This window comes from Trinickia symbiotica, assembly GCF_003028655.1.
Lineage (GTDB): Bacteria > Pseudomonadota > Gammaproteobacteria > Burkholderiales > Burkholderiaceae > Trinickia > Trinickia symbiotica_A.
Genome location: NZ_PYUC01000015.1, coordinates 55496 through 77270 on the forward strand (window position 1 = coordinate 55496; position 21775 = coordinate 77270).

General features: G+C 65.0%; 16 protein-coding genes and 1 pseudogene. 8 read left to right on the forward strand and 9 right to left on the reverse strand.

Annotated elements, in window-relative coordinates; genetic code table 11:
• Positions 1-43: 43 nt before the first annotated feature.
• Together C9I57_RS25495 and C9I57_RS25500 are read right to left on the reverse strand one after the other, a co-directional pair.
• On the reverse strand, positions 44-3139 hold the full coding sequence (locus C9I57_RS25495) for an FAD-binding and (Fe-S)-binding domain-containing protein (protein ID WP_107153372.1): 3096 nt from the start codon (positions 3137-3139) through the stop codon (positions 44-46).
• Positions 3140-3142: 3 nt separating this feature from the next.
• Positions 3143-4999: a thiamine pyrophosphate-dependent enzyme gene (locus C9I57_RS25500; RefSeq protein ID WP_181321953.1), complete on the reverse strand. Its 1857-nt coding sequence runs from the start codon at positions 4997-4999 to the stop codon at positions 3143-3145.
• Positions 5000-5298: 299 nt separating this feature from the next.
• Here C9I57_RS25500 and C9I57_RS25505 point away from each other — a divergent pair, with 299 nt between their 5' ends.
• The 3 genes from C9I57_RS25505 to C9I57_RS25515 all read left to right on the forward strand — a co-directional run bounded on the left by C9I57_RS25505 (position 5299) and on the right by C9I57_RS25515 (position 8859).
• A complete protein-coding gene (locus tag C9I57_RS25505) occupies positions 5299-5964 on the forward strand; it encodes a DUF1275 family protein (protein WP_107153374.1) in 666 nt (221 codons plus the stop codon).
• Positions 5965-6147: 183 nt separating this feature from the next.
• Complete coding sequence (locus C9I57_RS25510; protein WP_107153375.1) at positions 6148-7704, forward strand: methyl-accepting chemotaxis protein; 1557 nt, start codon at positions 6148-6150, stop codon at positions 7702-7704.
• 105 nt (positions 7705-7809) lie between these two features.
• Entirely contained in the window at positions 7810-8859 is a 1050-nt protein-coding gene (locus tag C9I57_RS25515; protein ID WP_107153376.1) for a Vgb family protein, read from the forward strand.
• Positions 8860-8942: 83 nt separating this feature from the next.
• On the opposite strand, the gene C9I57_RS25520 is transcribed toward C9I57_RS25515, so the two are convergent.
• Positions 8943-10388, reverse strand: coding sequence for an NAD-dependent succinate-semialdehyde dehydrogenase (locus tag C9I57_RS25520; RefSeq protein WP_107153377.1), 1446 nt, complete (start codon positions 10386-10388; stop codon positions 8943-8945).
• Positions 10389-10637: 249 nt separating this feature from the next.
• Entirely contained in the window at positions 10638-10838 is a 201-nt protein-coding gene (locus tag C9I57_RS25525; protein WP_107153378.1) for a hypothetical protein, read from the reverse strand.
• Positions 10839-11025: 187 nt separating this feature from the next.
• Between C9I57_RS25525 and C9I57_RS25530 the strand changes: the two genes are divergently transcribed.
• Positions 11026-12237, forward strand: coding sequence for a DUF2252 domain-containing protein (locus C9I57_RS25530; RefSeq protein ID WP_107153379.1), 1212 nt, complete (start codon positions 11026-11028; stop codon positions 12235-12237).
• 107 nt (positions 12238-12344) lie between these two features.
• A complete protein-coding gene (locus C9I57_RS25535; protein ID WP_107153380.1) occupies positions 12345-12806 on the forward strand; it encodes a (2Fe-2S)-binding protein in 462 nt (153 codons plus the stop codon).
• Here the strand turns inward: C9I57_RS25535 and C9I57_RS33370 are convergent.
• Positions 12788-12982 carry a hypothetical protein gene (locus tag C9I57_RS33370; RefSeq protein WP_258187823.1) on the reverse strand — a complete coding sequence of 65 codons (195 nt, stop codon included), beginning with the start codon at positions 12980-12982 and terminating at the stop codon, positions 12788-12790. The two genes, C9I57_RS25535 and C9I57_RS33370, sit on opposite strands and share 19 nt — an antisense overlap.
• 37 nt (positions 12983-13019) lie before the next feature.
• Between C9I57_RS33370 and C9I57_RS25540 the strand changes: the two are divergent.
• Positions 13020-15030, forward strand: a pseudogene (locus C9I57_RS25540) (molybdopterin cofactor-binding domain-containing protein).
• 186 nt (positions 15031-15216) lie between these two features.
• Positions 15217-15687 (forward strand): hypothetical protein, encoded by a 471-nt coding sequence (locus C9I57_RS25545; RefSeq protein WP_107153381.1) that lies wholly within the window; start codon positions 15217-15219, stop codon positions 15685-15687.
• A gap of 78 nt (positions 15688-15765) precedes the next feature.
• Here C9I57_RS25545 and C9I57_RS25550 read toward each other — a convergent pair whose 3' ends face one another.
• Positions 15766-17022, reverse strand: coding sequence for a DUF445 domain-containing protein (locus C9I57_RS25550; protein ID WP_181321954.1), 1257 nt, complete (start codon positions 17020-17022; stop codon positions 15766-15768).
• A 133-nt stretch (positions 17023-17155) separates the two neighbouring features.
• Here C9I57_RS25550 and C9I57_RS25555 point away from each other — a divergent pair, with 133 nt between their 5' ends.
• A complete protein-coding gene (locus C9I57_RS25555) occupies positions 17156-20281 on the forward strand; it encodes a cation-translocating P-type ATPase (protein ID WP_107153383.1) in 3126 nt (1041 codons plus the stop codon).
• A 20-nt stretch (positions 20282-20301) separates the two neighbouring features.
• On the opposite strand, the gene C9I57_RS25560 is transcribed toward C9I57_RS25555, so the two are convergent.
• The 3 genes from C9I57_RS25560 to C9I57_RS25570 form a co-directional block, all read right to left on the reverse strand.
• Complete coding sequence (locus tag C9I57_RS25560; protein WP_107153384.1) at positions 20302-20712, reverse strand: HMA2 domain-containing protein; 411 nt, start codon at positions 20710-20712, stop codon at positions 20302-20304.
• Between the two features lie 141 nt (positions 20713-20853).
• Entirely contained in the window at positions 20854-21414 is a 561-nt protein-coding gene (locus C9I57_RS25565; protein ID WP_107153385.1) for a hypothetical protein, read from the reverse strand.
• Positions 21404-21760 carry a DUF5132 domain-containing protein gene (locus C9I57_RS25570; RefSeq protein ID WP_107153386.1) on the reverse strand — a complete coding sequence of 119 codons (357 nt, stop codon included), beginning with the start codon at positions 21758-21760 and terminating at the stop codon, positions 21404-21406. Before C9I57_RS25570 ends, C9I57_RS25565 begins: the two co-directional genes overlap by 11 nt.
• Positions 21761-21775: the final 15 nt, after the last annotated feature.

The window sequence follows — 21775 nt, forward strand, 5'->3', positions numbered from 1 at the left end:
GACAAGCGTGACGGCGCCCGATTTCATTGCTGCATTTTCCGCATCAAGAGGTACGCTGCCGGCGCAGCGCAACTGTGCCGATCACGCCGACGGCGAGCAGCGCGGCGGCGGCGATCGCGGCCTGCTCCGGCTTCACACGCGCGGCCGGCTCGAGATAGCGCCGCTCGGCGAGCTCGATCGATCGATCGGCCTGCCGCTCGAGCGCAAGCGCGACCGCTTCGGCAGGATGCATCGGCCAGCGCCCGGTGCCGTCGCGGATCTGCTGCCGGCAACTGAAGCCGTCTGCGATGACGAGCGTATCGGGCGCCGCCTTGCGGACGGCCGGCAGCAACACTTGCTCCGCGATTGTTTGCGAAACGTCGTAGTGCTCGCGTTCGTAGCCGAACGATCCGGCGTGTCCGCAGCAGCCGCTGCGCAGCGGCTGCAGCTCGATGCCCATCGCGACCAGTAGCTCCCGCTGCGCATCCGCGTTCAGTACCGCGCGCTGATGGCAATGCGACTGCAGTAGCGCACGCGCCTCGAGCCGCGGCGGCGACCAGCCGTTCGTCTGCGCGAGCAGCTCCGACAGTGTCTTCGTCTGTCGCGCGAGCCGCTCGGCGTCGCGGTCGGTCGCGAGCAGGTTCGGCATTTCGTCGCGGAACACGGACGCGCAGCTTGGCTCGAGCACGACCATCGGAATGCCGGCGCGGATCGCGGGCCGCAGTTCGTCGAGTATCCGACGCAGCCGGCGCTTTGCGAGATCGAGGAAGCCGTAGTCGTAGAGCGGCCGGCCGCAGCAAAGCGGCGCGGCCGGCACCGCTACCCGGTAGCCGGCCGCTTCGAGCACGCGCACGGCTGCTTTTGCCGTACCAGGCAAGAAGAAGTTATTGAAGGTGTCCGGCCAAAGGATCACTTCGGGCAGCGTCGGATCGCCGCTGCGCACGTGTTCGCGTTCGCGCTGCTGCCACCACTGCTGGAACGATTCGGCTGCGTAGGCGGGCGTCTCACGTTGACTCGTGAAGCCGGTGGCGGCCTTCAACAGCGCGCCGATCCCCGGGGTTCGCAACAACGCGTTCACCCAGCCGGGCGCGAGCATCGCGACGCGCGACCAAACGTCGATGAGTCCCATCGAGTAGGCAGCGCGTGGGCGCAACCGGCCCGCGTAATGATGCGAGAGAAACTCCGCCTTGTAGGTCGCCATATCGACCGAGACCGGGCAGTCATGCTTGCAGCCCTTGCATTGCAGACATAGATCGAGCGCGTCGCGCACCGCGTCACTGCGCCATCCGTCCGTGATGGCCTCGCCGCGCATCATTTCGAACAGCAGCCGTGCCCTGCCGCGCGTCGAATACTTTTCCTCGCGCGTGCCCTGAAAGCTCGGGCACATCGTCTGACCGCCGAGTTCACGGCATTTGCCGACGCCGAAGCAGCGCTCGGTCGCATCGGCGAACGAATTGCGATCTTCGGGAAAGTGGAAATGCGTGACGACGTCGATCGGCTTGTAGTCGGGGCCGGTGCGCAGGTTCGTATCGAGCGGATAGGGATCGATGATCTTGCCGGGATTCATCCGCCAGGTTGGATCCCAAATCGTCTTGAAGTCGCGAAACGCCTGAATCACCTCGGCGCCGAACATTTTCGGGAGCAGTTCGCCGCGCGCCTGACCGTCGCCGTGCTCGCCCGATAGCGACCCGCCGTACGAGAGGCACAGATCCGCCGCTTCTTCCATGTAGGCGCGAAATTTCCGCACGCCTTCGGTCGTGCGCAGACCGAACGTCATTCGCGTATGAACGCAGCCATCGCCGAAATGCCCATAGAGCGTATAGCGGTAGCTGTAGCGGCGATTGAGCGCGTCGAAATCGCGCAAATAGTCGCCGAGCCGTTCGGGCGGCACGGCCGCGTCTTCCCAGCTCGGCCACGCCTCTTCGTCTTCGGGCACTCGGCTCGCGCCGACGCCCCCTTCACGGAGTGCCCAGATCTCTTCCTGCTCGCGCGGATCCTCGAACAGATGCATGGCCGATGCGCCCGTATTCATCTTGCGCAGCGCGGCGAACGTGTTCTCGACCTTGCCCTTCGCTTCCTCGGCGCTCGTGCCGCCGAATTCGACGAGCAGGTAAGCGCCGTCGCTGTCGAGCATGGCCATTCCCGGCAGCCGTTTGCCCTTGCGAAGCATGTTGTCGATCATGTGATGGTGAAAGCCTTCGATCGCGACCGGGCCGAATTCGCGGATTCGCACCACTTCGTCGGCCGCGGCAGCGGCGTTCGGATAGCTGAGCACCATCAGCGCGCGGAACGCAGGGTAGTCGATCAGCCGCACCGTTGCGCCGAGCACGAGCGCGCAGGTGCTTTCTGAGCCGACCAGCGAGCGCGCGACATGGAAGCCCTTCTCGGGCAGCAGGTCGTCCAGGTTGTAGCCCGAGACGCGGCGCGGGATCTGCGGATACGAGCGGCGGACCGCGTCGCCGTAGCGCCCGATCAGCGCCTTGAGATCGCGATAGATTTGCGCGCGTCGCCCGCCCGCGCGCACGATCAGCTCGAACTCATCGTCGGACGTCTCGCCGACGCGCATGCGCAGTCCGTCGTAGGTCAGCACATCGAGCTCGAGGACGTTGTCGACGGTCTTGCCGCCCATCACCGTGTGCGCGCCGCACGAGTTGTTGCCGATGTTGCCGCCGAGCGTGCAGTAGCGGTGGGTGGCGGGGTCCGGAGCGAACGTCAGCCCGTGACGCTGCGCGGCCTCGCGCAACTGGTCATTGATGAGTCCCGGCTGAACGCGCGCCTGCCGCGAATCCGGGTCCAGCGCGAGCAGCTGGTTCATGTATTTCGAAAAATCGATCACGACGGCGACGTTGCAAGTCTGGCCGGCCAGGCTCGTCCCGCAGCCGCGGCCCAGCACCGGCACGCCGCGCTCGCGACATGCGGCGACGACCGCAATGACGTCGTCGTCGGTGCGCGGAATGACGACGCCGATCGGGACCTGCCGGTAGATCGAATGGTCGGTCGCATAAAGCGCGCGCGATCCGCCGTCGAAACGAACCTCACCGGCAATTTTCCCGCGCAGTGCGGCCGCCAGTTCGCGCGCCGCGTCGTTCTGCCTGCGCGCATCGCCAACGTGGCGCTGGCCGCGCGTCCTCGCGTGTGCATGCATATCGATGACGCTCATCGGCTACTCCTTCTTCTTGCGCTCGTCGGATTCGTGCTTGGGCTCGCTCTCGTGGTGCCCGGTCAGCTTGTCGATCACGCGCCCGGCGATACCGAACGGACTCGCCGAGAAGCGGAACTCCTGCGCGGCATGCCGGCCGATCGTGAGGCCGATCTGTTTGCGGTTCACCTCGCCGCGCGCAAGCGCGTCGTAGAGCAGCCGCACGTCGTCCTTCTTGACCATCGGCGGCCACGGCGGCTCGAGCGGATCGACGATGCATTCGATCAGCACCGGCCCTGGCATGGCGAGCGCATCCTTGAGCTGATCGCGGCAGCGCGTCGGATCCTCGATCCGCACGCCGCGCGCACCGCAGGCCTCGGCCACCTTGACGAAATCGACGGGGCTCAGGTCCACGCCATATTCGGGGTTGCCCAGATAGAGCATCTGCTCCCATTTGATGAGGCCAAGCGTGTTGTTCTTCATCACAACGACTTTGACGGGCAGGCGGTGCTGCACGAGCGAAGCGAACTCGCCCATCATCATCGTGAACGAGCCGTCGCCCGTGAACGCGACGACCTGGCGGCCCGGATAAGCGACCGACGCGCCGATCGAGTACGGCAGCGCGGCCATCATCGAGCACATCGTGCCGCTGAACGAAAACCGCTGGTTCTCGCGCAGCTCCATGCGCGCCTGCCACACCGTCACGGTGCCCGAGTCACCGCAGATGATCGCGTTGTCATCGAGCAGCTCGGGCAGATGGTGTGCGACGACCTGCGGACACATCGGCAGTGCCGTCGAGGTCCCGCGCTCCTCCATCAGCGCACGCCACTCTCGCATGCGCGATTGGGCCAGCGTCAGGAACTCGCGTGATTCGTTGCGGCGCAGCTTGCCGAGCAGTTCGTGCAGCGTCGCCCGCGCATCGCCGACGAGACCGATGTCGGCCGGATAGCGCAGGCCGATATGCTCCGGGTTGTGATCGATCTGCACGCAAGCCGCTTGGCCCGGCTTCGGCAGAAACTCGATATAGGGAAACGAGCTGCCGACGATCAGCAGCCCGTTACAGCCTTTGAGCGCTTGGACCGACGGCAGCGTGCCGACCACGCCGATTCCGCCCGTCGTATACGGACTCGTATCGGGCACGCACTCCTTGCCGAGTTGCGCTTTGACGATCGGTGCGCCGAGCCGCTCGGCAAGTTGCTCGAGCTCGGCGCGGCAACCGCGCGCACCGGCCCCGGCGAGGATCGCGATCTTCTCGCATCCGCCGAGCAAATCCGCTGCTTCAGCGATCAGCTCGGCCTGCGGCGTGCGCGTCGGAGGCTGATACGCACTCGACGTATGGCCCTTGATATTGCGCTTGAAGCGTTGCTCCTTCGATGCGGGCATCGCCTGGATGTCGATGGGAATCGCGACGTGCGCGACGCCCGAGCGCGACAGGGCCGTCCGGCACGCGTAGTTCATCACGTTCTCGAGATGCTCGGGACCCATCACGCGCTGGTTGTAGTAGGCGACGTCCTGATACAGGTAGTCCTGGTTGATGTCTTGCAGATAGTGCGTGCCGATCAGGTCGTGATAGGTCATTCCGGTGATGGCGAGCACCGGCGCGCCGTCGACTTTCGCGTCGTAGAGGCCGTTGAGCAGATGGACGGCGCCGGGCGCGGCGGTCGAAAAACAGACGCCGAGACGCCCCGAGAATTTGGCGTAAGCGCAAGCGGCGAGCGCGGCGCTTTCCTCGTGGCGTAGATGAACATAGCGAATGCTGTCGCTTGCCTTGCGAAAGCTTTCGACAAGTCCGTTGATGCCGTCGCCCGGCAAGCCGAACACGGTATCGACGCCCCATTGCTTGAGAATTGCCACGACGTGGTCTGACACGGTGTCCGTCACGGATGCCTCCCGCTGAATTCGGTCTGACGGGTTGACCGGACGTGCCGCGCGGAAGGTGCGCTCCATGCGCGATGCGGCCAACCGTTGCAAGGTTTTTCGCAGTCTCGCGCGCGGCGTTGTGGTGCAGAGGCGACGAACGCGAGCATCGGCAGGCGCCGCAGTTAACGTGCCCGTTCGCGAAGACAATCGTGGAGACTAGGCGACCGCTGGTTTTCTCGGATCTGGGTTGATGCATCGCCGGCTGGCACGATGAATGCGCTGACCGTTTGGATCACGATTGCGTTCCCTCCCGCTCTGCGATGTCGATGTTCGTCGTGCTGTCGGCCGTCGCCGGATTCGTCGATGCGGCCTGTTTTCTTGCGTTGTCGAAAGTTTTCACGGCACATGTCACCGGCAATCTCGCAGCGCTGGCGAGCGCGCTCGTCAAACCAGACGAGACGACGGCGTTGCGCATTGCCGTCATCGTCGCGTTCGCGGGCGGCGGCGTGTGCGCCGTCATTGCGGCACGCATCATCACGATCGATGGCCGCGCCGCGCCGATGCGAGCGCGGCGCGCGGTGATCCTCGTCGAGGCGGCATGGCTCGCGCTGCTGCTCGCCTCACAAGCGGTGCTGAGCGACGGGACTTGGGCGCGGTACGCCGTGGCGCTCTGCGCGGGGGCTGCGATGGGCTGCCAGAGCGCGCTCTCGAAGCTGCCGGGCGAGCTCAGTATGGGCACACCGACCACCGTGATGACAAGCAACTTCAGCGCGTGGACGATCGCACTCGTCGAGCGCATGACGCGTCGTCACGATCGCGACAGGCACGATCGGACGCTCGTTCAGCTCTCGCTGCAACTGCTGCTGTTCGTGGCGGGCGCGGCAGCCGGCGCGCTCGGCTTGCATCGGTTCGGCATCGCCGTACTGGGCGTGCCGCTGGCTTTACTGCTGGGCGTGGTGTTGTCTTGCGGACGCAGCCACGATTAGCGCGTAAGCCTGTCATGACAACTGAGCCCTTCTGATGACGGACGATGTATGAAGATAGAGCGCGCTGGGCCGCTCAGATTCTGTTGAGGTTTCCCCCTATCAAGTAGCGCCCCGCGTTGCCGTTATACCGCCCGAATCGACAGGCAGCCGCGGCGTGTGTGCCGCATCACGACAGGGGGAAAAGTGGACCGTCTGAGTCTGAACGCGAAGTTGTGGTTGGCCTTGCTGGTGATGTGGCTGGGTTTGCTGTTGTTCGGAGGCTGGGCGGCCATACAAACTCGCGACACGATGCTCGCGGAGCGCAAAGCCGCGATTCGGAACGTAGTCGAGGCGGCGCACGGAATCGTGGCGCAATACGCACAGATGGCGGAGCGACATGAGCTCGCCGAAGCCGATGCGCAGCAACAGGCGATGGCGCGTCTTTCCGCGATGCGTTTTCCCGGCAATGGTTACATGATCATCACGACCGCGAAGCCCGTCGTGATCATGCACCCCGTGCTCGCCGATTTGCGCAACAAGGATGTGAGCCACTACGCGGACAGTGCAGGCAAGCTGCTTTTCGTCGATCTCGTCAAAGTCGGGCAGGCCAGCGGTCAAGGATTCGTCCAATACATGGGCCGTGTGGCAGGCAAGACCGAGCGCGTGCCGAAGCTCGCATTCGTGAAGCGGTTCGAGCCCTGGGACTGGTATCTGATTTCAGGCCTTTACATCGACGACATCGACGCGGCTTTCACGGGCGACCTCATTCGCTACCTGATCGCCATCGTCGTGATCGGCAGCTTCGCTTCTCTAGCACTCGTGGTGATCATTCGGAACGTCAAGCGCAGTCTTGGCGGCGAGCCCGCGTATGCGGCGACGGTCGCCCAGACGATCGCCGAAGGCGACTTGACGCACAAGGTCGCGATCGCATCGGACGACGGCAGCATGCTGTCCGCCATGCAGCGGATGCAGCAGCGGCTGGCTGATGCCATCCGTCGCATTCGAGGCAGCACCGAGACGATAACCGACGCGGCACGGCAGATCGCGGCCGGCAATCTCGATCTGTCGGCGCGCACGGAGCAGCAGGCATCGTCACTCGGTGAAACGGCCGCGAGCATGGAGCAGCTGACGGCGACCGTGAAGCAAAACGCCGACAACGCGCGACAGGCCAATCAAATGGCGGCCGAGACCTCGCGGATCGCCGGCGAGGGCGGTGAAGCCGTGCAGCAAGTCGTCTCGACGATGCAAACGATCGCCGACAGTTCGAGCCGCGTCGCCGACATCATTTCCGTCATCGAGGGCATCGCGTTCCAGACGAACATCCTGGCGCTCAACGCGGCCGTCGAGGCGGCCCGCGCGGGCGAGCAAGGACGCGGCTTCGCCGTCGTGGCGGGCGAAGTGCGCAATCTTGCGCAGCGCAGCTCGGAAGCGGCGAAGGAGATCAAGTCGCTCATCGAGGACTCGGTCGGCCGCGTCGAAAACGGCCGGACGCTCGTCGAGGCAACCGGCGCGACGATGCAATCGCTGGTTCAATCGGTGCGGCGCGTGACGGACATCATCAGCGAGATCTCGGCCGCCTCCGAGGAGCAGAGCCGCGGCATCGAGCAGGTCAACATCGCGATCGCGCAGATGGATCAGACGACGCAACAAAACGCGGCGATGGTCGAAGAAGCGGCCGCCGCGGCACAGTCGATGGAAGAACAGGCCCGCGTGCTCTCGGAGGTCGTGGGCGTGTTCCGCGTGGCGGGGGCGGCGGCCTAGCGCCTCATACGGTTCTCGTCACGGACAAGGCGCGTGGCGCTTCCTCTATCGGTGACAGAATATCGAGCGTCGAACATCACGATTCGAACGAGATGGGAGGCGAAGATGAGGAAGATCGCCAACGAACGAGTTGCCGGAGCCGCAGGCAACGTTCTCGCAGGCCGGCTCATGCAATTTTTCGCGCTGGGGCTGGCAGGCATGGCGCTGGCGCTCGGCTCCGCGTTCGCGCAAGCGCCGGCATTCGATAGTTTCGCCGTCCCGCCCGGTAGCGCGCCTCACGATGTCGCGCCGGTGCCGGTCGCGGGCGGTGCCGTCTGGTTCACCGAGCAAGCGCAGGGCGCGGTTGGCCGGCTCGATCCGAGCACGGGGAAGATCGAGAAGATTCCGCTCGGTGAGGGATCGGCACCGCATGGTGTGATCGTCGGTCCCGATCGAGCCGCGTGGGTGACCGACGGCGGCGCGAACGCGATCGTGCGCATCGACGCCGAGACGCTCGCCGTTAAGCGTTTCCCGCTGCCGAAAGACCGGTCGGACGCCAATCTCAACACCGCCGTATTCGACAAGCAGGGCCATCTCTGGTTTACCGGGCAAAGCGGCATCTACGGCGAGCTGGACCCGAAGACGGGAAGCATGCAGGTCTTCGACGCGCCGCGAGGCCCGGGGCCCTATGGGATCTGCGTGACCCCCGACGGCAGTCTCTATTTCGCCTCGCTCGCCGGCAACTATCTGGGCCGCATCGATCCGAAGACGGGCGCGACGGAGGTGATCGAACCGCCCACGCCGCATCAAGGCGCGCGCCGCGTCTGGTCAGATTCGAAAGGGCGCGTCTGGATCAGCGAATGGAACGCCGGGAAAGTCGGCATGTACGATCCGGCCACGCGCGGATGGCGCGAATGGCGATTGCCTGGCGACAATCCGCACGATTACGCCATCTTCGTGGACGATCAGGATATCGTCTGGCTCAGTGAGTGGATCGCCAATGCCCTCGTGCGCTTCGATCCGCGCACCGAACGGTTCGCCGTACTGGCGCTGCCTCGCGCGCACGCGAATGTGCGTCAGATGGCGGGCCGCCCGGGCGAGGTCTGGCTCTCGGAATCGGGCACGGATCACTTGCTGCGCTACCGGTCCGGAAAAACCGGCTCGCGCGGCAATTGATTCATCTGCCCGCACGGCGGCGAAAGGCCATCGCTGGCGATGAGCCTGTTCGCGCCGTCTGTTGTTGCCGTCCGTTGTTGCTTTTAGACCGCTGTCACGGTGACCGACTTCGTGACGAGATACGGCTCGAGCGACTCGGGACCGCCTTCGGAGCCATAACCGGAATCCTTCACGCCTCCGAACGGCATTTCGGGCCACGGCGTGGCCGGCTGATTGATCCAGAGCATGCCGACCTCGAGCCGCTGCGTGAGCAGATGGACGTTGCTGAACGAGCGCGTGAACGCGTAGCCCGCCAGGCCGTACGGTAGCCGGTTGGCCTCGTTGATGGCCTCCTCGAGGGAGTCGAAGCCACGTACCGCCGCAATCGGGCCGAACGGTTCGTTGTTGAAGACATCGGCATCGAGCGGGACGTCGGTCAGCACTGTCGGCGCGAAGAAGTTGCCCTCGCTGCCGATGCGCTCGCCGCCCGTCGCAATGGTTGCGCCCTTCGCCCGCGCGTCGGACAGCACGCTGGCCATCGCGCTCAGCCGGCGCGCGTTGGCCAGCGGCCCGAGCGTCGTGCCTTCGGCGAGGCCATCGCCGACCTTGATGCTCTGCGCATGCTTGACGAGCGCTTGCTGGAACGCTTCGCGAATGCTGTTGTGGACGAGAAAGCGGGTCGGCGAGATGCAAACCTGACCGGCATTGCGGAATTTCGCGCCGCCCGAGATTCGCGCCGCGAGCTCGAGGTCGGCATCTTCGGCAACGATCACGGGCGCGTGGCCGCCAAGCTCCATCGTCACGCGCTTCATGTGCTGACCGGCGAGCGCCGCGAGTTGCTTGCCCACGGGCGTGGAACCCGTAAACGTGACCTTGCGGATGGCCGGGTGCGGAATCAGGTAGCCCGAGATCTCGGCCGGATCGCCGTACACGAGCCCGATCACCCCCGCGGGCACGCCTGCATCCGCGAATGCGCGCAACAGTTGCGCCGGCGAAGCGGGCGTCTCTTCAGGCGCCTTCACGATGAACGAACAGCCGGTCGTGAGCGCCGCGCAGAGCTTGCGCACGACCTGGTTCACCGGAAAATTCCACGGCGTGAATGCCGCGACGGGGCCGACCGGCTCCTTGACGACGAGCTGCTGAACGGCAAGGTTGCGCGACGGCACGACGCGACCATAAACGCGACGTCCTTCGTCGGCAAACCATTCGATGATGTCCGCCGCCGCCATCACTTCGATGCGGGATTCGGCGAGCGGCTTGCCCTGCTCCAGCGTCATCAGCCGCGCGATCGTCTCGACACGCTCGCGCAGCAGCGCGGCGGCTTTGCGCATCGTGGCCGCGCGCTCGTGCGCGGGCACCTTGCGCCAGATCTCGAAACCGCGCTGGGCAGCCGACACAGCGTGCTCGAGATCCGCGATGCCGGCGTGCGCCACGGTGCCGATCACCTTGCCCGTGGCCGGATTGACCACGTCGATGGTCTTGCCGCTCGCGGCGTCGCACCACTCGCCGTTGATGACCAACTGCGTGTCCACGTACCCTTCGATTGCCATGCTGATCTCCTGTTTTCTGCCCGGAAAGACGTCCCACCGGCATCCTCTGCGCGCTCGCTCATTGGAGGGTCGAGCGGCAAGGCGGCGGGGAAAACCGTAACTTTCGCAGAATTTGCGGTTTTCGGCAGAGCAGTAGACAGAAGGCGATCGAAACGCCCGATGCTTTCGGTTTGCCAACAGCCGCCGCTCCCAGTACGCTCGGGACAGCGGATGCGCGCAGCGGGCGAGTCGAGCGTGGAGCGCTCGACTTCAATCGGCGGCGACAGTTCCGAGCAGATCGAGCAGCGCACACAACCGTTGGCGCTCGAGCATCGATATGCTCGGAAGTTCCAGCAGGCTGTCGATTTGCGAGACCCAGTATTCGCGGCGAATCAGGCGCGGACGCGTGATCAACACGTTCACGGCCTTCTCCAGTTGTCCCACATCGGCTTTCAGCATATTCACATGCATCTCCTTCGCGACAACGTATCATCGCCATCGGCTCATGTCGGCGAGCAAACCCCATTGCCCCAGACGGTGCGCGGTGAAACGTTTGCGCCCGGCTGCTTGGCTTCCATGACAGTTCGATGACTACTGCCTTATAACGACGACGGCCCAAAGAATCTTGATTGGGGAAAACACTTAGACGGAGATCGTCATGCCGGATGTCACGACCGAAATCGCGCGATTCAACGCAGGCCGCGATCCCGAACGCCTCGCCATGAAGTATCGGCTCATGCGGGCCTCCGCTTTCGCGTTTCTGCGAGGCACATGTCATCTTTTCTATGCACGCGTGCGCGATCTGCATGACGGGGGCGTGCTTACTGAAGGGCCTTCGACTTGGGCCTGCGGCGACATGCACTTGCAGAACTTCGGCAGCTACAAGGGCGATAACGGGCTCATCTATTTCGATATCAACGACTTCGACGAAGCTTGCCTCGCCCCTTGCCTTTATGAATTCATCCGCTTGCTCACGAGCGTGCTCGTCGCCGCGGAGGATCTGCACATCAGTCGCGCCGAGGCGCTCGCGTTGTGCCATGTGGCCGTCGAATCGTATGGCACGGCCCTGGGCCTCGGCAAAGCGCGCTGGATCGAGCACGAGCTGGCCGAGGGCATGGTGCGCGAGCTCTTCGATTCACTGGGCAAGCGCACGAGAGTCGATCTTCTGAATCGACGCACTGAGTCGAACGGCAAAAAGCGCGTCCTCAAGATCGACGGCAAGAAGGCACTAGTGATCGACGACGAAAGACGCAATGCGGTGATGGCCTTCATGAGCGATTTCGCGAGCGGCCAGGACAACCCCGGTTTCTACCGGCCGCTCGATGTAGCGCGGCGGATCGCGGGAACGGGCAGCCTCGGCGTCGATCGGTATGTGATCCTCGTCGAAGGGAAAGGCTCGCCCGACGGCAACTACTTGCTCGATCTCAAGCAAGCGTTGCCGTCGTCGCTCGCCCCCAACCTCACGGTGGCGCAGCCGCATTGGGATAGCGAAGCGCGCCGCGTGGTGGAAGTGCAAGCGCGCGCTCAAGCCGTACCGCAAGCGCTTTTGCATGCGGTAACGTTCGAGAAGCGCCCATACGTGCTGCGCAGCTTGCAGCCCTCGGAAGACCGCGTCGACCTCGGCGCTTGGAACGGCAAGTTGCCGCGACTCGAATCGGTCGTCGACAACATGGCGCAGCTCTCGGCATGGGCGCACTTGCGCAGCGGCGGCCGCCAAGGGTCCGCGATCGCCGATGAACTGATCGCGTTCGGCGCGCGCAAAGATTGGCGGCTTCCGTTGATCGATCTTGCCGTCAAATGCGCCGAGCAGGTCGTCGGCGATTGGCGCGAGTACTGCGAAGGCTACGATCGCGGCGCGTTCAAGAACTGACTCGTCGTCTTCAAAAGAATTAGGCAAGAAATCCGGAGGATTCGATAAGCGAAGGATGTGGAGTTTCATGCACACTCCCACATCGTCGCAGACCTCCGGAGCCGTCAATGTCCACCTCGTTCGTTCTCAACGGCAAGTCCACGACCCTCGATGCCGATCCCGACATGCCGTTGCTATGGGCCATCCGCGAAGTCGCGGGGCTCCACGGAACCAAGTTCGGCTGCGGGATGGCGCAATGCGGCGCCTGCACCGTTCACCTCGAGGGCCAGGCCATACGTTCCTGCGTGACGCCGCTCGCAGCCGTCGCCGGCCGCCACATCACCACGATCGAAGGCCTGCAGGGAAAGCCCGCGAAGGCCGTGCAAGCCGCGTGGGTCAAGCTTCAGGTTCCTCAATGCGGTTATTGCCAATCCGGTCAGATCATGTCGGCCGCGGCGCTGCTGGAGCACAATCCGGCGCCCACCGATGCCGACATCGATGCCGCGATGAGCGGGAACATCTGCCGATGCGCGACCTACGCGCGCATTCGCGCCGCCATTCATGAAGCCGCTCAAGAGATCAAGGGGTAACGACTCATGACGACCGATATCGCTGAAGTATCGCGGCCGGCACGGCGCGAGTTTCTCAAGGGCGTCGGCAGCGCGGCGGCGCTCGCGCTCACCATCGGCTTCGAATGGGGCGTCTCGGCGCCGCGCGCGCTCGCCGCGACGTCCGCCTCGGGCGGCCCGGCGGGCGGCACGTTCATGCCTAATGCATTCCTGCGCATCGGCACGGACAATCGCGTGACTGTCATCGCGAAGCACGTCGAGATGGGTCAGGGAGCCTATACGGGCATCGCGACGATCGTCGCCGAAGAGCTCGACGCCGACTGGTCGCAGATCAGCGTCGAAAGCGCGCCGGCCGACGCAACGCGCTACGCGAACCTCGCATTCGGCAAGATCCAGGGCACGGGCGGAAGCTCGGCGATGTCGAACCTCGTGGATGCAGCTTCGCGAGGCGGGCGCCAAGGCGCGCGCCATGCTGATCGCGGCGGCGGCGCAACAATGGAATGTGCCCGCGACGGAGCTTCGTGCCGAACGCGGCACCGTCCATCATTCGGCAAGCGGCAAGCAGGCGACTTACGGCTCGCTGGTCCCCGTCGCGGCAAAGCTTCCCGTCCCCGAGACCGTCGCGCTGAAAGACCCGAAGACGTTCAAGCTCGTCGGCGCGAAACCGCTGCCGCGTGTGGACGTCCCCCCGAAGACGAACGGCACGGCGCAATTCACGATCGACGTTGCAATGCCCGGCATGCTCGTCGCCGTCATGCAGCGCCCGCCGCGCTTCGGCGGCACGGTGAAGTCGTTCGACGCGTCGGCGGCGAAGGCGGTGCCCGGCGTCGTCGACGTCGTGCAGGTTCCGCGCGGCGTCGCCGTCGTCGCGAAGAGCTTTTGGGCCGCGAAGAAAGGACGCGACGCGCTCAAGGTCGAATGGGACGATAGCCGCGCCGAAAAGCGCAGCTCGGCCGATATCATGGCCGAGTACCGCCGCATTGCCGACAAGCCTGGCCTGCCCGCTCGCGTAGTCGGCGACGCGCCGAAGGCGATCGCCGGTGCCGCGCGAAAAGTTTCGGCATCCTACGAATTCCCCTATCTCGCCCATGCTCCGATGGAGCCGCTCGACGCCGTCGTCAAGCTCACGGCCGATAGCTGCGAGATATGGGCGGGCGATCAGTTCCAAACCGTCGATCAGGGCAATGCCGCGCGCGTCGCGGGCCTGCAGCCGGAGCAAGTGCGGATCCACACGCTCTATGCGGGCGGCAGCTTCGGACGGCGCGCCAATGCGGAATCGGACTATATCGTCGAAGCGGTGTCGATCGCCAAGGCACTCGGCGCCAACGGCACGCCGGTCAAGCTGCAGTGGACGCGCGAAGGCGACATCCACGGCGGCCGTTATCGCCCGATGTATTTCCACAAGCTCGAGGCAGGCCTCTCCGCCGACGGCCAGTTGACCGGCTGGCGGCACGTGATCGTCGGGCAGTCGATCCTCGCGGGCACGCCGTTCGAGGCGGTCATGGTCAAGAACGGCATCGATGCGACCTCGGTCGAAGGCGCGGCGAACATCGCCTATGCGATTCCCAACATCGCCGTCGAGCTCTCGACGACGCAATCGGCCGTACCGGTGCTCTGGTGGCGCGTCGTCGGTAGTTCACACACGGCCTTCGCCGTCGAGGCGTTCATCGACGAAGTCGCACACTCGGCGGGCCAGGACCCCTACGCTTTCCGGCGCAGTTTGCTCGCGCACGAGCCGCGCATGCGAGCGGTGCTCGATCTCGCCGCCGAGCGAGCCGGCTGGAGCAATACGCCGCTCCCGCCGGGCAAGGGCCGTGGCATCGCCGTCGCCGAAGCCTTCCATTCGTTCGTCGCGCAGGTGGCCGAAGTCACGGTCGACAAGGACGGCAAGGTCAAGGTCGACCGTGTCGTCTGCGCCGTCGATTGCGGCACGGCGATCAACCCCGACATCATCGCGGCGCAGATGGAAGGCGGCATCGGCTTCGGGCTCGGCGCGGCGCTCTCGAGCGCGATCACGCTCAAGGACGGCCACGTCGAACAAAACAACTTCGACGGCTATCAAGTATTGCGCATCGACGCCATGCCGAAAGTCGAGGTCCATATCGTGCCCTCGAACGAAGCGCCCACGGGCGTCGGCGAGCCGGGCGTGGCGCCGATCGGGCCGGCCGTCGCGAATGCCATCTTCGCCGCGACGGGCAAGCGCGTCCATGCCTTGCCGTTCGCGGCCTCCAACGTCCAAGCGTGAGAAACAATCTCAAGGAGAGAACTCAGCCATAGAGGAACAATTGTTGCGGCGAGCTACATTGCTCTATCGTAGGAGCAGGGCGGCGTTGTGACGCCCAGGGGCGTGACTGCGCTCGCGCGATGAAAGCGGGGGGCGCCGCGCTTCTCGCCCTGCTCCAATGATTTCCTTGCAGTTGAGGAGGCTCAAATGGCAACAAGTCGAGATGAAAAGGAGAAGGCAACCGGCGCTGAAAACACGCAGGCAACGCAGGGTGCTGACCAATCGCCCTCGGGCGACGGCAAAGGCCGTGGCATGAGATATGGACTGCGCGGCCCGGCCCGGGTCGCTTCGGAAGAATTCGGTGGCCCGATCATCGGGTTCGTCTGCGACACGGTGACGGGGACGCTACGCGCGACCGGCACCGTCGCAAACGACGCAGTGGAAATCGTGCGCGACGTGTTGACCGGCGCGGTGCACGCGACCGAGGAGGTCGGCACGGAAACGCTCGGCGCTGTGGGAACGCTCGGCAATGGCGTCGTGACGACCGCACGCGAGATTCTCGTGGGCGGCGTCGGCGGTGTCCGGGACATACTCGGGTCCGCGGTACCGCTGCGTCGTGGATCGGCGCGGGAGGAAGGCGTTAGTACGCGCGAGCGCGAGGCGGCGGGCAGAACCTAAGTACAGGTTGGCGCGCTCGACTGCTTCGCCTGGGTGGGTGGCCGTGGTTCAGAAGAGCGGCGGCGCCCCCTCGAAAAATCAGAAGAGCGTTCCGAGCGCGTGCAGCACGAGGCCCACCATGCCCCCGATCAACGTTCCGTTGACTCGCACGAATTGCAGATCGCGCCCCACCTCGACCTCTAGCTTTTCCGTCACGGTGGCGGTATCCCAACGCCGCACCGTATCGGCAATCAGTCGCGCGAGCTCATGCCGCTGAGCCGGCATCATATCGAGGATCGCCTCTCTCGCGCGCTCGTTCATCCGCGAGCGCAACGCTTCGTCACGCAACGCTTCGCGCGTCCATTGCGTGATGAGCGTCTGCAGTCGCGCCTTCACGACCGAATCGGGTGCCTGCGCGTCGATGCGCGTTTGTTCGACGAGCTCGCTCCAAAGGCTGCCGACCCAGGCTCCAAACGCAGGATGCGCAAGCAACTGCTCGCGCCATGCCTCGCATTTCGCCAAATAGGCCGGCGACGCGGCGAGCCCGGCGACGAGCTCATGCGCGAACTCGCCGAAGCGGCGCCTCCAGGGATGATCGCGATTGTCGCGCACGTCGCTCATCGCTTCGTCGATGACGCGAATGACCGCGTCGGCGACCTTATCGTCGAGCGCGATGCGCTGCCATATCCATCCCGTGCCTTCGCGCACGCGGCGGCGGATCAGGTCGTGGTTCTCATGAAAGAGCAACGCCAGCTCTTCGAGCGCAGGCGTAATGAGCGCATCGTAGTCGATGGTTTGCGCCACTTGCGTGAGCACGCCGCCCACGAGCGGCGCAAGCTCGATCTCGCGGATGCGTGCCGCGAGCGCGCTGCGTGTGAATTGCTCGACATCCTCAGTGCCGACACTGGCCAACAAGTCAGGCATCAGCCCAGCCAGATAATCGGCGATTTGCCCCGTCTGCTCGGCCTTGCCGATCCATCGCACGAATGCGCCCGAAAGATCGACGTCGGCAAGCTTGGCCGCGATGTCTTCCTGCGATAGAAAATTCTGCTCGAAGAAATTGCCAAGGTTTTCGCCGATACGGTCTTTGTTGCGCGGGATGATCGCCGTATGCGGCAAGGGCAGCCGCAGCGGGTGCCGAAACAAGGCCGTGACGGCGAACCAATCCGCGATGCCGCCGGCCATGCCGGCCTCGGCGAACGCGCGAACGAAGCCGAGCACAGGATATGCTCGCTCGAAAAAAGCCGAAGCGGCGAAGAGCGCGATCATCGCAATCAGCAGTCCTGTCGCGGCCGCTTTCATCCGCCGCAGGTCGCGCGCTTTGTCGGGTCGTTGCTGTAGTTTGTCTCGTTTCATTTGCGGTCGATCGCCAGAACCTCGTGGACTGGCCGTCATTCTAGGCGACCCGTGGGACTATCCCTAAACGGCTGGCATTCGCATGAGATTGACCTATGCTTGGTCTCTCTACCGCTGACGACGAAGAACACTCATGAACGGGCGCTCCGATGCGGCTCTCGCTACGGCGCTTGCGCGCGCGCCGGGCGAGCCTGCCGCGATGCCTGATGCAGCGAACGCGGCCGTCGTCCTGCACTCGGCCGTGCCAGGGCGCGCAAGATTGCATGTACCACGACTCTACCGCGACGAAGCGGCGTGCAACGCCTTCGCGCAGAGCTTGACTGCCCGCGGCCCCGTCCGCCGTGTCGAAGCCAGCGCGTTGACGGGAAACGCATTGATATGGTTCGATCCGGCGACTCCGGCCGCCGAGATTGCCGCGCTCGCCGACGAGCCGCCAAACGGTTTCACTCCGAATCATTCGCCACCGCCTGCCAGCGCGACTGCAAGCGCAACGGCACGCGTTCTTCATCCTCCGTTTGCCGCGCGCGAACAGGACCGCAAAGAGCGTGCGCGCGCAAGTGCCGGTCAGCCCGACCAAGCTGCGCGGCCGTGGCACGCGCTCGATGCTAAGGAGGTACTGCTCGCGCTCGGCTCGTCGAGGCGTCGCGGTCTGTCCGAGCACGCAGCGCGGCGGCGGCGGCTCGCCAACGGGCCGAATCGCCTGCAGCGGCCGCAGCGTCGCTCGCCGCTCGCCATGTTCGTCTCGCAATTCAAGAGCTTGCCCGTCGCGCTCCTGGCGAGTTCGGCCGTCGTTTCGATCGCCACCGGTGGGCTCGCCGACGCCGTGCTGATCACCGGAGTCGTGATCGTGAATGCGGTGATCGGCTATGCGACCGAGGCGCAGACCGAACGGGCGATCGAGGCGCTGAGCGAGGACACGGAGCGGCATGCCCTCGTGCTGCGCAACGGGGCCTTGCGCCGAATCGACGCGAGCGACCTCGTCGTCGGCGACATACTCGTGCTGTCGGGCGGTGCCTACGTGCCCGCGGATGCACGCGTGATCGAAGCCCGTCAACTGTCCGCCGACGAATCCGCGCTGACAGGCGAAAGCGTGGCAGCCCATAAGTCGCCGATTCGTACCGACAGCGAGGACGTCGCGCTCGCGGATCGGACCTGCATGGTCTATATGGGCACGACGATCGTCACGGGCAACGGCCTCGCCGTAGTCGTCGCCATCGGACGCGCAACCGAGATCGGTCTCATTCAAACGCTCGTCGGCACCACGCGCCCGCCGGCCACGCCGATGCAGCGGCAGATGGAACGCCTCGGCAATCAGACGGTGCGAATCGCGGCCGCGATATGCGGGCTAGTCTTCGTTCTGGGCCTGCTGCGCGGGCGCGGCTTGCTCGAGATGTTCAAGGCGTCGGTATCGCTCGCCGTCGCCGCGGTGCCCGAAGGACTACCGACCGTCGCGACGACGACGCTCGCTCTCGGCATCCGCCGCATGCGCCGGCAAAACGTGCTCGTGCGCCGGCTCGACGCCGTCGAAACGCTCGGTGCCGTCCATACCGTCTGCTTCGACAAGACCGGCACGCTGACGATCAACCGCATGCGCGTGCTCGCCATGCATGCGAACGGCGAGCGCAGCGCCGTGACGGACGGTCTCTTGTATTCGCCGCAAGGTCGAATCGATCTCTTCGCGCGCGAGGACGTGCTGAGGCTCATGCACGTCGCCGTGCTCTGCAACGAAGTGGAGTTGAGAGGCACGGCGCCGCGCTATCGTCTCGACGGTTCCTCGACCGAGATCGCGCTCGTCGAGCTCGCGCTCGCAGCCGGCATCGACGTCAATGCCGTGCGCATGCGTCATCCGCAGCTGAAGATCGCTTATCGCGCCGAAGATCGAAACTACATGAGCACACTGCACCGGCATGCCGAATCGGGAGGGCATGTCCTCGCCGTCAAAGGCAATCCGGTCGAAGTGCTTGCGCTTTGCGACGAGCAGATGAAAGACGGTCAACGCCTTCCACTGGACGACGAAAATCGCCGCCGCATTACCGAGGCGAACGTCGAGATGGGCGGCAGCGGGCTGCGCATGCTCGGCTTCGCCTATGCGTCAGGCGACGAAACGCTCGAAGTGGATGCGCGCGGCCTTTGCTGGCTCGGCATGCTGGGACTAGCCGACCCGATCCGCGAGGGAGCGAAGGAGCTGATCGCGCTCTTCGAGAGGGCCGGCATCAAGACCGTCATCATCACCGGCGACCAGAGCGTCACGGCGCGGGCGATCGGCAAGACGCTCGGCATCGGAACCAACGGCGGCGCGATCGTCGTCGACTCGACGCAGATCAACGGCATGGACGAAGGCGCCTTCGCCGAGCTTGCGGCGGACGCCGACATTTTCGCGCGTGCCAGCGCCGCGCAAAAGCTCAGTATCGTGCGCAGGCTGCAACGCCAGCACCAGGTCATTGCGATGGTCGGCGACGGGGTCAACGATGGTCCCGCGCTCAAAGCCGCCGACATCAGCGTGGCGATGGGGCGCCACAGCACGGATCTGGCACGCGAAGTGGCGGACGTGGTCCTCCAAGACGACGATCTGCAAACGCTCACGATCGCGATGAGTCAGGGTCGCACCATCTACAACAACATCCGCAAATCGGTGCACTTTCTCGTCTCGACGAACATGAGCGAAATCGTCGTGACGCTGTCGGCTTTCGGCCTCGGCATCGGCCAGCCGCTCACGCCGATGCAGCTGCTCTGGATCAATCTTCTGAGCGACGTCTTCCCTGCCCTCGCCCTTGCCGTGGAGCCTCCCGAACCGGACGTGCTGCAAAGACCGCCGCGCGATCCCGGTGAAGCGATCGTGCAGCGCACGGACATGCTCCGGTACGGCAAGGAAGCGCTCGCCATCAGCGGCGGGGCGCTCGCGAGTCATACCTTCGCGGCGATGCGCCACGGTGTCGGAGCGGCGGCCGGAACCGTTTCCTTCATGACTTTGACGCTCGCTCAGCTCTTGCATGCGTATAGCTGCCGCTCAGCGACGCGCGGCGCGCTCAGCATCGTCAAGCGGCCACGCAACCGGCAACTCGATCTCGCAATCGGCGGCTCGGTGGCGCTGCAGCTGCTTGCCAGTGTGATCCCGGGGTTGAATGGAATGCTCGGACTGTCGCGCATCGATGTGCTCGATGCGTTGGCCATCGCCGCCGGTGCGACGGCGCCCTATTTACTGAACGAATCGACGAAGCCGGCGCTGACCGTGCGCAACGGGCCGCACCCGCCACGCTGATCGCTTCTGCTCGTGTTACGTCAGATCAATGCTGCGACGAGTGCGATCGCACAGCGCTCGACCAGCGCTTCGATCGCCTTGTCGACGAGTGCGTCCGCGAGCGACCGAGAAGGCATTGCCCGTGCCATGCCGCCGATCTGCGGCATAGTCGCCGCCGGGGCAGTCACGTATGGAATCGCTAGTGCATCGAGCAAGCCGCACGCCCTGAGTTCGGCGAAGATCCGCTCAGCGCTGATGAGTTCGGGGTCGAAACGCACGACGAGGCTGCCGGTCAGCGGGTTACCGATCGCGCTGCGCACTCCATCGAGCACGCCCAGTTGCTGCTCGGCAAGGCGCGCGCGCGCGTCGTTCCGTTTGATCGCCGAAAGCTTCAGTCGAAGCCGGCCGGGCACATGATGAATCTGATCCGCGAGATACTCTGACTCTGCCATTCTTGCGAGCGCCCCGTTACGCATTCATGCCGATAGCTCGGCGTCATGCGTTATTGGAACGCCTCGATGTGACGGCTTGATTAAAGAGCGCGCGATTTCGCGGAAAGACGTGCGATCTTTTCGCCCCCGGGGCAGGCAGGCTTATCGCCGATCCCGACCCCCGTCATCGCCCGCTGCGGGCGGTACAGGCGGCATGGGCGCGGGAGAATCAGTACGCGCGCGAGGACGAGAACGCCACGCGTCATAGGCGTACCAGAAGAGCGTGACCGCGGGGGCCATGATCTGCCCCCTGACCGTTTGCAGGGTACCGAGACCCGCAAGCGTCGCACTCAGCCTGCGCGCCTGCGCTCGCTCGCGGTCGTCGTTAGACTCGCCGGCTTTGCGACGGGTGATCCGCGCCGGCTCACGGCGCGTCATCGCATGGGCGCGCGCAGGCGCGCTTTCCTCCGACGATACGCGCGGTAGCCGAAGCGAGAACAACCCGTGCCGATCCGCATAGGTCGCAATCGCATCGACTGTCGTGGTATGTCGAATCAGTACGCTGCCCGTCAGCGGACTCGCATGCACATCCGTCACGCCGTCGCATTGCGCGAGACGCCGCGACAGGTCGGAAAAGTACGCGGCGTCGCGACGCCGCGAGAGCAGTTTGATGCGCAACCTCCCCGCAATCCGATGCGTGAGCTGCGCTTCGTCAAGAGGCACCGGGATGATCCTGTGAAGGAGAAGATGCGGCCGCTTCGCCGCCGTTCGCGCCGTGCGCCGCACCCGCCGCGGACATCCCTTCGACGATCGCGCCTTCGTGCGGATGCGGATGCTCGAGCTCCGCGCGCGCCTCGGCCACGAGGTCTTCGAACACCTCGGCCATTTCCGCGGCGGCCTCTCTGCCTTTATCGAAAAGAATGACGCCTGTCTTGATCGCCGTTTTCGCAAGCGGCTTCGAGACGGCCGCAACGACGGGCAATACGACCGGTGCAAGCACTACTGCACCGACGCCAACCGCGAGCCCCGCCAAGACGTTGCCCCTGAAGAAGTCGTCCAGTCCGGCCATGACGCGCCCTCCGCA

Bases quoted from the DNA above. Each gene is read 5' to 3' on its own strand.
- C9I57_RS25495 (WP_107153372.1), bottom strand. From the start codon at position 3,139: ATGAGCGTCATCGATATGCATGCACACGCGAGGACGCGCGGCCAGCGC.
- C9I57_RS25505 (WP_107153374.1), top strand. From the start codon at position 5,299: ATGTCGATGTTCGTCGTGCTGTCGGCCGTCGCCGGATTCGTCGATGCG.
- C9I57_RS25515 (WP_107153376.1), top strand. From the start codon at position 7,810: ATGAGGAAGATCGCCAACGAACGAGTTGCCGGAGCCGCAGGCAACGTT.
- C9I57_RS25520 (WP_107153377.1), bottom strand. From the start codon at position 10,388: ATGGCAATCGAAGGGTACGTGGACACGCAGTTGGTCATCAACGGCGAG.
- C9I57_RS25525 (WP_107153378.1), bottom strand. From the start codon at position 10,838: ATGCATGTGAATATGCTGAAAGCCGATGTGGGACAACTGGAGAAGGCC.
- C9I57_RS25530 (WP_107153379.1), top strand. From the start codon at position 11,026: ATGCCGGATGTCACGACCGAAATCGCGCGATTCAACGCAGGCCGCGAT.
- C9I57_RS25535 (WP_107153380.1), top strand. From the start codon at position 12,345: ATGTCCACCTCGTTCGTTCTCAACGGCAAGTCCACGACCCTCGATGCC.
- C9I57_RS33370 (WP_258187823.1), bottom strand. From the start codon at position 12,982: ATGAACGTGCCGCCCGCCGGGCCGCCCGAGGCGGACGTCGCGGCGAGC.
- C9I57_RS25545 (WP_107153381.1), top strand. From the start codon at position 15,217: ATGGCAACAAGTCGAGATGAAAAGGAGAAGGCAACCGGCGCTGAAAAC.
- C9I57_RS25550 (WP_181321954.1), bottom strand. From the start codon at position 17,022: ATGAAACGAGACAAACTACAGCAACGACCCGACAAAGCGCGCGACCTG.
- C9I57_RS25555 (WP_107153383.1), top strand. From the start codon at position 17,156: ATGAACGGGCGCTCCGATGCGGCTCTCGCTACGGCGCTTGCGCGCGCG.
- C9I57_RS25560 (WP_107153384.1), bottom strand. From the start codon at position 20,712: ATGGCAGAGTCAGAGTATCTCGCGGATCAGATTCATCATGTGCCCGGC.
- C9I57_RS25570 (WP_107153386.1), bottom strand. From the start codon at position 21,760: ATGGCCGGACTGGACGACTTCTTCAGGGGCAACGTCTTGGCGGGGCTC.